This is a genomic window from Kaistia defluvii (assembly GCF_040548815.1).
GTDB classification, from domain to species: Bacteria; Pseudomonadota; Alphaproteobacteria; order Rhizobiales; family Kaistiaceae; genus Kaistia; species Kaistia defluvii_A.
Window position 1 is genome coordinate 975,137 of record NZ_JBEPSM010000001.1, and the last position, 12,149, is coordinate 987,285.

Annotated in this window: 11 protein-coding genes; 5 read left to right on the plus strand and 6 right to left on the minus strand. The window is 66.2% G+C overall.

The window, feature by feature from the left end:
• Window positions 1-3: 3 nt before the first annotated feature.
• Window positions 4-1,503 (minus strand): undecaprenyl-phosphate glucose phosphotransferase, encoded by a 1,500-nt coding sequence (locus ABIE08_RS04610; protein ID WP_354549070.1) that lies wholly within the window; start codon window positions 1,501-1,503, stop codon window positions 4-6.
• A gap of 158 nt (window positions 1,504-1,661) precedes the next feature.
• Here ABIE08_RS04610 and ABIE08_RS04615 point away from each other — a divergent pair, with 158 nt between their 5' ends.
• Window positions 1,662-2,447 (plus strand): DUF6597 domain-containing transcriptional factor, encoded by a 786-nt coding sequence (locus ABIE08_RS04615; protein ID WP_354549071.1) that lies wholly within the window; start codon window positions 1,662-1,664, stop codon window positions 2,445-2,447.
• 75 nt (window positions 2,448-2,522) lie between these two features.
• Complete coding sequence (locus ABIE08_RS04620) at window positions 2,523-2,873, plus strand: VOC family protein (protein WP_354549073.1); 351 nt, start codon at window positions 2,523-2,525, stop codon at window positions 2,871-2,873.
• 63 nt (window positions 2,874-2,936) lie between these two features.
• On the opposite strand, the gene ABIE08_RS04625 is transcribed toward ABIE08_RS04620, so the two are convergent.
• A complete protein-coding gene (locus tag ABIE08_RS04625; RefSeq protein ID WP_354549074.1) occupies window positions 2,937-4,139 on the minus strand; it encodes a glycosyltransferase family 4 protein in 1,203 nt (400 codons plus the stop codon).
• Between the two features lie 5 nt (window positions 4,140-4,144).
• Window positions 4,145-4,708, minus strand: coding sequence for a polysaccharide biosynthesis/export family protein (locus ABIE08_RS04630; RefSeq protein ID WP_436409499.1), 564 nt, complete (start codon window positions 4,706-4,708; stop codon window positions 4,145-4,147).
• A gap of 232 nt (window positions 4,709-4,940) precedes the next feature.
• Here ABIE08_RS04630 and ABIE08_RS04635 point away from each other — a divergent pair, with 232 nt between their 5' ends.
• Entirely contained in the window at window positions 4,941-7,034 is a 2,094-nt protein-coding gene (locus ABIE08_RS04635) for a GumC family protein (RefSeq protein WP_354549077.1), read from the plus strand.
• Here ABIE08_RS04635 and ABIE08_RS04640 read toward each other — a convergent pair whose 3' ends face one another.
• Window positions 7,035-8,246: a GNAT family N-acetyltransferase gene (locus ABIE08_RS04640; RefSeq protein WP_354549078.1), complete on the minus strand. Its 1,212-nt coding sequence runs from the start codon at window positions 8,244-8,246 to the stop codon at window positions 7,035-7,037.
• Between the two features lie 115 nt (window positions 8,247-8,361).
• Here ABIE08_RS04640 and ABIE08_RS04645 point away from each other — a divergent pair, with 115 nt between their 5' ends.
• Window positions 8,362-9,429: a polysaccharide deacetylase family protein gene (locus ABIE08_RS04645; protein WP_354549079.1), complete on the plus strand. Its 1,068-nt coding sequence runs from the start codon at window positions 8,362-8,364 to the stop codon at window positions 9,427-9,429.
• Here the strand turns inward: ABIE08_RS04645 and ABIE08_RS04650 are convergent.
• A complete protein-coding gene (locus tag ABIE08_RS04650; RefSeq protein WP_354549080.1) occupies window positions 9,410-9,625 on the minus strand; it encodes a DUF2842 domain-containing protein in 216 nt (71 codons plus the stop codon). The two genes, ABIE08_RS04645 and ABIE08_RS04650, sit on opposite strands and share 20 nt — an antisense overlap.
• Window positions 9,626-9,840: 215 nt before the next feature.
• On the opposite strand from ABIE08_RS04650, the gene ABIE08_RS04655 reads away from it, so the two are divergent.
• Window positions 9,841-10,932, plus strand: coding sequence for a COX15/CtaA family protein (locus tag ABIE08_RS04655; protein ID WP_354549082.1), 1,092 nt, complete (start codon window positions 9,841-9,843; stop codon window positions 10,930-10,932).
• Window positions 10,933-11,015: 83 nt separating this feature from the next.
• Here ABIE08_RS04655 and ABIE08_RS04660 read toward each other — a convergent pair whose 3' ends face one another.
• Complete coding sequence (locus ABIE08_RS04660) at window positions 11,016-12,107, minus strand: M24 family metallopeptidase (protein ID WP_354549083.1); 1,092 nt, start codon at window positions 12,105-12,107, stop codon at window positions 11,016-11,018.
• Window positions 12,108-12,149 lie beyond the last annotated feature (42 nt).

The window sequence follows — 12,149 nt, forward strand, 5'->3', positions numbered from 1 at the left end:
GCATCAATAGGCGTTCTCGGCGTTGATCAACGAGAAGGGCGTCATCATCAGGATGTAGAGATCGAACGGCACGGACCAGCGTTCGATATATTGCAGGTCGAACTCGACGCGGCGGCGGATCTTCTCCGGCGTATCGACTTCGCCGCGCCAGCCATTGATCTGCGCCCAGCCGGTGACGCCGGGCTTGACCTTGTGGCGGGCGAAATAGCCATCGACCACCTGGTCCCAGAGCCGGTTCTCGGTATGCGCATTGACCGCATGCGGCCGGGGACCGACCAGCGAGAGATCGCCGCGAAGCACGTTCACCAGCTGCGGCAGCTCGTCGATCGAGGTGCGGCGGATGAAGCGTCCGATCGGCGTCACGCGCGGGTCGCCCTTGGTGACGGCGATCTTGGCCGAGGGGTCGCGCATGTGATGGTACATCGAGCGGAACTTGAGCACGTCGATGACCTCGTTGTTGAAGCCGTAGCGCTTCTGGCGGAACAGCACCGGTCCGGGGCTGCCCAGGCGGATCAGGATGGCCGTGATCAACATGACCGGTGACAGCAGGATCAGCGCGAGGGTCGCAAAGACGATGTCGAAGGCACGCTTCAGCAGCGAGTTCCAGCCGGCGATCGGCCGATCGAACAGATCGATCAACGGGACGGGGCCGAGATAGGAATAGGAGCGCGGCGTGAAGCGCAGCTTGTTGCCGAGCGCGGAAATGCGGATGTCGACCGGCAGGACCCAGAGTTGCTTGAGAAGCTGCAGCACGCGGCTTTCCGCGCTCATCGGAAGCGTCACGATCAGCAGGTCGATCCGCGCGAGGCGGGCGAATTCCACCAGTTCCGACACCGTGCCGAGCTTGGGCACGCCCGCGACCTCTTCCGGCGACCGGTCGCCGCTCCGGTCATCGAACAGGCCGCAGATGCGGACATCCGTGGAGGTGGGGTCGCCGAGCGCCGTCAGCAGTTCCGCGGCAAGTTCGCCGCCACCGACGATGACGGCCCTGCGTTCCAGCCGCCCTGCCTTGGTCCAGCGTTCGACAAGGGCGGAAACCGTCACCCGCTCCAGGATGAAGAACGCTGCGCCGAGCAGGAACATGATGCCGAGCCAGGCTCGCCGGCCATCCGTCTCCAGCTCGAAGAAGAAGCTGCCCGCCGCGACGATGGCGATGGTGAGACCCCAGCCGATCAGGATGCGCGAGAGAATCGGCAGGTAGTTGCGAAGCGCCGCCACCGCATAGCCGCCGATCCAGCGGATGCCGAGAATGGCGATCGCCGGCGCGGCGATGACCAGCATGGCCTCGCCCCAGCCGAGCGTAGCCATGCCCTGCGACGAGGCGAGCCAAGACAGCCCGCCGATGAGGAGCAGCGCAATCGCCTCGATCACCTGGATCGCGCCGGCGAGAAGGCGCGGCGATATCGCCTCTGTCGAGAGGCTGGCGGCGACCGCGCGTGCGTGGTCATTCAGCGAGCCGCGCATCGCGTTCGTGTCGAGGCGCTGCTGGGGTTCGAACGTCATGGCCTGGCCAAATTATACATGTTGCTAACAGAGTAGCGGTTGAGCGCTAACAAACCTTTGCCGCGAATCGCGGCGACGCAGTCGACGAGAATTGTGCTTCGAGCTAAGACCCGCGGGAGACGCGCTGTTCGACAGCGTCAGCGAAGCGGGATTCCGCGATGAAAGACAAGCCCGTCACGAATCCCGTTGCCGACCAGGCAGGCTTCTATCGCGAATTCGCGCCGCCGATAGCCCTGCGGGGTCATTTCCAATGCGTCTGGATCAATCGCGCGGCCGCCACGTCCGGCGGTCCCGTCGATGTGGTTCCGGATGGCTGCGTGGATCTCGTCTGGCGGGGTGGGCGGTTGCTCGTCGCCGGTCCCGACATCACCGTCGCGAGGCCCGTGCTGGCGGCCGGTTCGATCGTGTTGGGAGCCCGCTTTCGCGCCGGCGCGGCGGCGCGCTGGCTCGGCCTGCCCATGTCGGAACTGGTCGGACGCTCGGTCGATCTGGCCGGTATCTGGAGCGCACGCCGATTGCGTGATGTCGTCGAGCCGATCGCCGATACGGTATCGACCGGCCAGAAGGCTCGGTCGCTGCTGGATGGAATTGCTGCCTTGTCCCCTCCGGACGGGAGCCCGGATCCTGTCGCGGAACGGATGTTCGCGTGGCTGGGCGAGGGCCTCGGCGCGGAGGAGCCGATCACGGTTCTACGCGAGCGCCTCGACATCAGCGAGCGCACTCTCCTGCGACGCAGCCACGAACATTTTGGCTACGGCCCAAAGATGCTGGACCGAATTCTTCGGTTCCAGCGCTTCCAGGCGATGGCGCGCCGATCGCCGCGTGCGAGCCTGGCCGCGCTGGCGGCCGAGGCGGGATTTGCCGATCAGGCCCACCTCAACCGCGAGGTCCAGTCGCTTTGCGTCATGTCGGCCGGGGCATTCCTGCGTCAACTTTCCCGGTGACTGGCGGTTTTGTCCAAGACGTGGCGCTGCCCCTTCGCCCAAATGGCTTCACGTTCCAACAACGGAGAATGAGTCATGGACATGCGCGGCAAGGATAGCCAGATCGACAATATCGAGTTCGCCGTGGGCGATATCGCTCGCTCGAAAGCCTTCTATGGCGAGGTCTTCGGCTGGACCTTCACCGAATTCGGTCCGGCTTATTGCGAATTCACGGATGGCCGGCTGACGGGCGGCTTCACACCCGGAACGCCCCGGCCGGGTGGAGCCCTGATCATCCTCTACGCCGAGGATCTGGCGGAGACGCAGAAGCGTCTCGAAGCGGCCGGTGCCCAGATCACCACGCCGACTTTCGATTTTCCAGGCGGAAGCCGATTCCATTTCACCGATCTGGATGGCTACGAGCTCGCGGTGTGGACCGAGCGCTGAGGCGCGTACCTTCCCCCTAGACGATATGTGGGGCGCTAAGACTTCGCGCGTTGCCCTCGCGGGCTAAAACAGAGGCCGCCGGCTGCCGGATGTTTCGGACTGCCGGCGGCAATCGCCATAGAGCGCGCTCACGACATCGGTCATGTGCTGGATCGAAAACCGCGGATGGACGATCTCGCGCAGCCTTTGCGCCTCGGCCGCCGCGCGGGATGGTTGGTCGAGCAGCCGGTCCATCGCCTCCGCAAGCGCGGCAACGTCGCCGGGCGCCACCAGGCGCTGCTGTTCCGCCGCGAAGATTTCCGGAATCCCGCCGACCCGCGTCGCGATGATGGGCCGGGCCGCCGCGGCGGCTTCCAGCACGACATAAGGCATCGATTCCGCCCGCGACGGCACGACGACGATCCGCGCCATGCTGAAGGCGGTGCGGGTCGCCATAGCGGGGTGGAAGCGGGTGGTCGGCTCGAGGCCGAGACGCCGGACCTGCGCCTCGTAGCGCGCCTTGTCGGGGCCGTCGCCGACGATCTTCGCTGTGGGGGCGATGCCGCGCCGGTCGCGCAGCTGCGCCAGGGCGTCGATGAAGACGTCCGTTCCCTTCAGGTCGCGCATCATGCCGATATAGAGAAAATCAGCGGCATCCGGCCGGGTGGCGACCGGCACGAACTCCTCCTCCCGGATGCCGTTGGGCACGATCCGCCAGGGCTTGCGGGGAGGGCCGACCTTCTGGCTGTAGGTGCGCGCCTCGTATTCGCTGACGAAGACGAGCGCGTCGGTCATCTTCTCGAGCCAGTGCTCGATGCGGAAGAACAGCCGGCCAGAACGCGTCGCAGCGTCATAGTGCAGGCTGCCGCCATGCGGACAGTAGATGCGAGCCACGCTGGAACCAAAGACCCGCAAGAGCGTGCCGATACCGCGTCCATACACACCGCCCTTGGCGCCGTGCGTATGCAGGATATCGGGATTGAGCGCCTTGATGCGGCGGAACAGCCGCAGGAAGGCAAGGAGATCGGATGGCGACACCTGACGCTTCATAGGCGTCCGGTGCAGCCCGAGTTCGAGATGCGGCAGCAGGGCCTGGATCAGTTCTTCCTCGCGTGCGCCGCCTGTCGAGGAGTCGCAGACGATGCCGACGCTATGCCCTTCAGCTGCCTGTGCCTCGGCGAGGTCGCGGACGTGCCGGAAGATGCCGCCGACCGGCGACCGGAAGCAGTGGACGATCCTGAGCTTGGCGCCCTCGCGCGCATGAGAATCGTCCGGCTGCTCGGTCATATGGCTCAGAAGAAGCGCTCGCGCACGTTGACGGTATCGCCGGGGAAGATCGGCTGCGTCGGCAATAGCCGGATAGTGGTGACTTTTCCGTTCACTTGGCGCGTGACATCGACATCGGCGCGCTGGGCGCGCGGCGAGAAGCCGCCGGCGATCGCGACCGCCGTCTGGGCCGTCATGCCGTTCACATAGGGATACTGGCCGGCGCTCGTGACCTCGCCCATGATGAAGAACGGCCGATAGCGATCGACTTCGACGGATACGTCCGGATTGCGGACGAAGCCCTTGCGCAGCTTGGCGGCGATGTCGCCTTCCATTTCCTGCGTGCTGCGTCCGCGCGCTGCCACCGCGCCGATCAACGGCATCGAGATATAGCCGGCCTGATCGATGGTGTAGCTGTTGGTGAGATCGGCCTGACCGAAGACGACGACGCGCAGACGATCACCGCTATCGAGGCGATAGGGGGCGATCAGCGCCTTGTAGGTCGCAGGGTCTTGGGGCGGGTAGGGGCTGGCGCAGCCGCCGAGCAAGGCAGCGCCGATAAGGGTCGCGACGAAAAGAAAGAATCGCATCTGCATGGCGTCCGGCTCGCGAGAGAATCTGTAACCGGACTGTCGTCTGTCATGGTTAATGACGCGTAAAGTTCGAGGGGCTGGCGACCGTCATCCCACGGCGTCTTAACCGCATCGCGGCCGAAGTTAACGCGGTGGTTACCCTGATTTTCGATGATGCGGCATCGGCAGGGGAATTGACGCGATTATGACGGATGGCCGCCCAGGGCAAATCGATGATGTCGAGCTCGACATGCGCGCGCTGTTTGGCGCGCTGCTGCGCGCTCTGCCCTGGCTGCTGCTCGTCTCCATTCTGTTTGCCGGCGCGCTCTATATCGGCCTGAACTTCGTGACGCCGCGCTATACGGCCGAAACGAAGATCCTGATCGAAAGCGGTGAATCGGAAATCACGCGTGCCGGCGCCGGCGCGGACGAGATAAGGTCGCTGCTCGATTCGGAGGGCGTCGCCAGTCAGGTCCAGCTCATCGGCTCGCGCGACCTCGCGACAACGGTGGTCGATTCGCTCGGCCTTGCCTCGCTCAAGGAATTCAACAAGCCGCGCTTCCTGCCCTCTTTCGACCAGATGCTGGTCCGGATGGGGCTGGGGCGGCCCGTCGCGGAGGGTCCGCTCGAAGAGCGCGTCTTGCAGCGCTTCGCGGACCGGCTGGACGTGTTCTCGATCGACAAGACCCGCGTCATCACGGTCGGGTTCTCGTCGACCAATCCGCAGCTCGCGGCCCAGGTCGCCAACGCGGTCGCGGACGAATATCTGGCGCTGGAACGCGAGGCGCGCCGTTCGACCAATGCCGACGCCACGCGCTGGCTCGAATCGCAGATCGCCGATCTGCGTAACAAGGTCACGACGGCCGAGGGCAAGGTCGAGGCGTTCCGCACCGAGCACGGCCTGTTTTCCGGCGGGCAGAACAACACCTCGCTGGCGCAACAGAAGCTGAACGACCTCAACACCGAGCTGGCGCGACTGGTCGCAGCCCGTTCCGCCGCCGAAGCGAAGGCGGCGACGGTCCGCAAGAGCCTGAGCAGCGGCACCACGCCCGACGTGCCCGATGTCCGTGACTCGCAGCTGATCCAGCGCCTGCGCGAACAGCAGGTAGCGCTCCGGGCGCAGATCGCGCAGATGTCGGCGACGCTGCTGCCGGCGCATCCCCGCCTCCGGGAATTGAACGCCCAGCTTGCCGACCTCGACGCGCAGGTGCGTCGCGAGGTGACGCGGATCCTGCAGAGCCTTGAAGGCGAGGCGGCGACAGCGCGGGCCCGTGAGGCGGATATCGGCCAGGATCTGACGCGCGCCAAGGCGGCGACTGGCCAGACCAACAATGATGAAGTGGAACTGCGGGCGCTGGAGCGGGAAGCCACGGCGCAGCGCGATCTGCTGGAAAGCTACCTGAAGCGCTACCGCGAAGCGTCGTCGCGCCAGGACGGCAACTACCTGCCGGCCGACGCTCGCATCATCTCGCGCGCCGCCGTGCCGCTGGAGCCGACCTTCCCGAAGAAGCTGCCGATCACGGCGGCGGCGACCATCGCACTGCTGCTGCTTGCCATCGCCATCATCCTGATCCGCGAACTGACCTCGGGCAGGGCGCTGCGCCGGATTTCGGTGGAGCCGCCGCCACTCGCGCCCACCGCCGTACCGGTCGAGGACCGGAAGCGCTGGAACGAAGCGACCCCGGAGGTCGTGCCGACCCTGGTCGCGGCCGGACCGGCTCTTGGACGCGGCTTGAGCGCCGAGGCGCAGGATTCTCTGAACTCGATCGTCGACCACATCGTCGACTCGAAAGCCCGCCGGGTGCTGATCTCGATGGCAGGGCCGGATGAGGCGGGGCGGCCTCTGGCCGCCGTGGCCCTTGCCCGCGCTTTGTCGCGCCGGGGCAACCGCGTGCTGCTGATCGATCTTCATGCCGATGGCGCCGACAGCAAGGCAATGGCGGCGGGCGAGCGCCTGCCGGGCCTCACCGACCTTTTCGCGGGCATCGCTTCGTTCGCGCAGGTCATCTTCCGCGACCGCCGTTCCCGCGCCCATCTCATTCCGCACGGATTGCTGGAGTTCGGGCCCGAGGCGGCCAAGGGCGAGCGTTTCGTCAGCATCCTCGAAGCGCTCGATCAGACCTATGACCAGATCCTGCTCGATGCCGACTCTGACATGGCGTTGCAGATGGCGCCCCAGGCGGGCGCAGTGATCCTCGTCACCGAAGGCAACCCCGACGATGCAGGCACGACAAGCGCCGTGGAGGCGATGAAGGCGGCAACCTTCGCCGAGGTGATGGTGCTGATCGCCACGGCGCCCTCCGCCGACGAGGAGGATGCGACGCCCGAGGCTGCCGTCGCCTGATCAGTCGGCGTCGGCGGGCATTTTCTCGTCTCGTCCGCGCCAGCGCCGGATCGTCTTGGCCAGCTTCCACAGTCTCGGATTGCCGCGAACCGCGCGCTCGGTCCTGTCGGCGAGGCGTAGCAAGGCTGCGGCGGCACGACCGGCCTGCGTCACCGGAACGATGGCGCGAACATGCGGCTCGTTGATGTCGAGCCAGGAGGCCTTGTAGCGCTCGTCGCCGCGGCCGAGATCGAGCTCCTGGAGGCCGCGTGCGCAACTGGCGGCGATGACTTCATAGAGCATCAATTCGCCGGGGCTGACACGACGCCAATCATCGTCGGAGACCGACATGAAATAGCCGCTCAGGCGTCCGGACTGCGTCCCGCTGCCAAGGATCGCGCGGATGCCGCCATCGAATTCCAGCGCGTCGAGCTCGATCAGCGCGCTTTCGTCACCGCTCCAGCGTCGCCTGACAAGCGCGCGGAAGAAGTCCGCAACGCCGGGCTCGGCAAAGCTGTCGGCGATCCCCTGGCTGCGGAACCAGGCCGCCTTCTGCGCGAAATAGGTGTCGAGGATCGACAGCGCTTCTTCCTGCGATGCCGCGCGGCGCAGCGTGAATCCTCCCACAGGCTCCAGCGTGTTGGCCTGCCACCGGCGCTTCTTGGCCTTCTTGGCGCCCCTATGCGCCCTGAGGACTGCGGCGAAATCCGCCTCCAGCCGCATCATGCCGACGTCGCACCGGGCCGGGGTCGCATCCGTGTGCACCGCGAGCGGGTTCGGAATGTCCGCCCATGCGATCGGCTGGGCGTCGAGATCGAAAAGGTCGACGCCCCGGATTCGGCCCGCGACCGTGCGCAACAGATCGCCAGTCGATTGGCCGTCGAGCGAGGTGGCGAAAGCGGGGTCGAACAGGCCCATGCGGATGTTGGCATGGTCGCCGCCCAGGAAGCGCGCGACCCGCAGCGGGCCGGCACGCTCGATGCCGAGCGGCAGGATCGCGACAAGGCGAGTTCCATGGCGGATCGAGACGATGGCAGGCCGGATGCCTTGCGGTGCGGTGGCCGTCTCGGTCCAGCAGTCGATCCAGTCGAAACTCTGGTAGACGGAGACGGGCAGGGCGTGTTCCAGCGCGCGCCAGTCCTCCGCGATTTCGCGCGGCGAGGCGTGGACGGCGATCTTGAGATTCGCAACCGCGATACCGCCCGCCGGCGCCTGCGCGTCTGATCCGTCCATGCCTAGGATTCCAATGCTTCCCATAAGTTCTTGCGACGGTATCAACCTATCGTAAAGATCGGGTTCGTATGAGGCATGGGATGGTTGCATGTAGCCCGGACGGCTGGGATCTCTGATGCATGGTCTGAAGACTACCGGCTACAAGGCGGGCCTGAACGCACTCTACTGGAGCGGCGCGCACTGGTTTTTTGCGCCCCATGTCCGCGGGGCGGGCGCCATCCTGATGTTTCATCATGTGCGGGCAGCCGGCGGCTCGCGCTTCCAGCCCAACGCCCATCTCGAAGTGACGCCCGGCTTTCTTGGGCAGGTAGTGGAGCGCATCACGGCGCGCGGGCTGGACATCGTCGATCTCGACGAGGCGAGCCGACGCCTGGCAGATCCGGGCGCCAGGCGTTTCGTGGTCCTCACCTTCGACGACGGCTATCGCAACAATTTCACCGAGGCCTATCCTGTCCTGAAGGCGCTCCGGGCGCCTTTCACCGTCTATGTGGCGACGGGCCTGATCGATCGTACCGCCGTGCCCTGGTGGGAGGTCATGGTCTCGCTGGTCGAGCAGACGCCGCGGCTCAAAATGCGCATCGGCGATCGGGTCTTCGATCTGCCGACCGCGACGCTTTCGGAGAAGAGGGGCGCTGCGCGAACACTGGCGCTGGAGCTTTGCAGCGTCGCGGAAGACGCCCAGCGCGACGCCATCGATCACGCCGCTGCCGTCTATGGCGTCGACACCCAGCAGATGCTGGCCCGCGAGATGATGGACTGGGACGAGGTGAGGGCGCTGGCCGCCGACCCGCTGGTCACGATCGGCGCCCACACGGTGGGCCACTATGCGCTCGCCCGGTTGGAGCGCGGGCGCGCCCTGCGGGAGATGGACCAAAGCCGGGATCGGATCGAGGCGATGACCGGCCTCCGGCCTCGTCATTTCGCCTATCCCTATGGCTCGCACCGCACGGTCGGCGAGCGGGAATTCGATTTGGCGTCGGAACTGGGCTTTACCACCGCCGTGACGACCCGGCGCGGCGTGCTGGGGCCCGAAACCCGACTGACCGCCTTGCCGCGCATCTCGATGAACGGGCACTACCAGTCCACGCGCTATCTGGACCTGCTGCTCTCCGGCGTGCCGATCGCGCTCGAGCGCCGGATCCGTGGCTGGGTCGGAAGGCCGGCTAGTTCTTCGGCGCGATAGGCTTCTGCATCCACGCGATGATGGCGCCGGCCGGGAAGATCCAGGCAAGGCCGACGACGACGTAGTAGAGCATCTGGGCCCAGCGCGGCGCTTCCGGCAGCTTCAGCTGAGCGATCACCATGGCGACGAAGGCATAGACGATCACGAGGACGACAAGCGCGATCATGCCGATGAATTTGCGGAGCCGGATGGGCATGTCTGGCCTTTCGTGCGGGACGTGCGGGTTCGGAAGCGGTGGTCGTGGCAATAGCGCGTTCGCCGGCGATCCGCAAAGGCCGTGATGGCGGATCGCCCGGTCTGACGTTGCGCGACCGGATGTCGCGCGGCCGATTGGTGCGGCGGGAGCGGCCTCTGTTGTCCCCAGCGCGCCGAGCCGCTAAGCCCAGCCGTCGAGAGCTCTTGAGGTGCGCGATGGCGATGGACGGTTTGGCGACGAAGACGACGGCTGGGCAGGCACCCGTGCGGGACAGGCAGCAGGATCGCGCTCTGATCCGCCTCTGGCTCGGCGCCGTGATCCTGATGGTCATCGCCATGATCGTCGTCGGCGGCGCGACCCGCCTCACCGGCTCCGGCCTGTCCATCACCGAATGGAAGCCGATTCACGGCGTGATTCCGCCGATCGGCGACGTCGAGTGGCAGGAAGAGTTCGCCAAGTACCAGCAGATTCCGCAATACGAGATCGTCAACAAGGGCATGACGGTCGACGAGTTCAAGCAGATCTTCTGGTGGGAGTGGGGCCACCGCCTGCTCGGCCGCCTGATCGGCGTGGTCTTCTTCGTCCCGTTCGTGCTGCTCTGGATGACCGGTCGGATCGAGCGTCGCCTGGTTCCCCGCCTGCTCGGCCTGTTCGCGCTGGGCGGGCTTCAGGGCGCGATCGGCTGGTGGATGGTCACCAGCGGTCTCGTGAACCGCATCAGCGTTAGCCAGTATCGGCTCGCGATCCATCTCATCATTGCCTGCTTCATCCTTGGCGCCGCCGTCTGGATCAGCCGTGGGCTGGTGCCGGATCGGGGCGAGAATCGCAAGAACTCCGCGCCGCTCAAGGGCATGGCGACATTTCTTGTCGTGGTGGTCTTTCTCCAGATCTTCCTGGGCGGTCTCGTCGCCGGCCTGAAGGCCGGCCTGACCTACAACACCTGGCCGCTGATGGCCGGCAACATCATCCCGAGCGGCGTGTTTGACTATGATCCCGCCTGGAGGAGCGTCTTCGAGGACGTGATGACGGTGCAGTTCGACCACCGCGTTGTCGCCTATCTGCTGTTCATCGCCGCCATGATCCATGCCTTCCAGGCCTGGAAGCTGGTGCCGCGTACGCCCGCCGCGCGCCGGGCACGGCATCTGGCCCTGCTGGTGACCGCGCAGGCCGGCATCGGCATCGCGACCCTGGTCGCCGTCGTGCCGCTGGACCTGGCGCTACTGCACCAGTTCGGCGCTGCCGTTGTGCTGTGGGCTGCCGTGGCCCACCGCCGCGCGCTCAATGAGCCGACGCCGATCACGGCGTAATCTTCCCAATCGAACCCAAAAGCGGCCAGCGCCTTTCACGACGCGGGCCGCTTTTCGTCAGGCCCGATTTCGGACGCTCCGGTTCATTCAGCAGGAGCCACGAAGACCTCGCGCGGCAGGCGGCTGACGATGCGCGGACCGTCGGCTTCGAGAATCACGATCTCCTCCAAGCGGATGCCGAACTTGCCTTGCAGATAGATGCCGGGCTCGATCGAGAACACCATGCCCTCCTCGAGGATCGTATCGCTGGTCGAGGTCAGATAAGGCGGCTCGTGGCCTTCGAGACCCAGGCCATGGCCCGTGCGATGGGTGAAATAGGGGCCATAGCCCGCCGCCGTAATCACGCCGCGCGCCGCCGCATCGACCTCTCGGGCGGCAACGCCGGGGCGTGCGGCTTCGCAGGCGGCCTGCACCGCGGCTTCGACAACGGCGTGAACCCTGAGATATTCCTCGCTCGGCTGGCCGACGAAGGCCATGCGGGTGAGGTCGCTGGAGAACGAGCCGGATCGAGCGCCAATGTCCATGACGATCGCATCGCCGACCGCCACCGGCTGGTCGCCGGTCGCGTAATGCGGGAAGGCCCCGTTGCCGCCGGCACCGATGATGGTGAAGAGCGGCGTGGCGCCGGCTTCCTCGAACACGGCGCGGGCGGCGTCGGCGATCTCTTGCTCGGTGACGCCGGGACGGATCGCGGCGAAGGCCGCCTCCATGGCGCGATCGTCGATCTCGGCGTTGCGAAGGATCTCGGCCTTTTCGGCCTCATCCTTGGAAAGGCGCATGCGCCCGACGCTCTCGGCGGCGAAGGCGGCCTTGGGCTGGCCGAGCGCTTCGAGGACGAGCAGCGCGAAATCGGCGCGCATCGTCTCGTCCACCTGCACCAGCTTGGTTCCCTTCTCGATGCCGAGCGACTGGATCAGCGCGGCAAGGGCGGCCTGCGGCCCGGTCGCGTCGGACCAGGTGAAGAAGGGCAGGTCGGTCTGCCGCCGCATTTCGTCGGCGTTGAGCTCCGGCATCAGGATGGCCGCGCCGGCGGGCGTCGCGATCAGCAGGCAGGGGCGCTCGTCGGCATGCGGATGCACGTCGGCGATATAGGCCATGTGCGGGCCCGGCCCGAGCGCCACCGCGTCGACGCCATTCTGGCGGAGCATGGATTGAAGGGTGGCAAGCCGTGTCATCGTCGTCTCCCGCGAGAAGTTTCACTATTGGTAAAAATTATG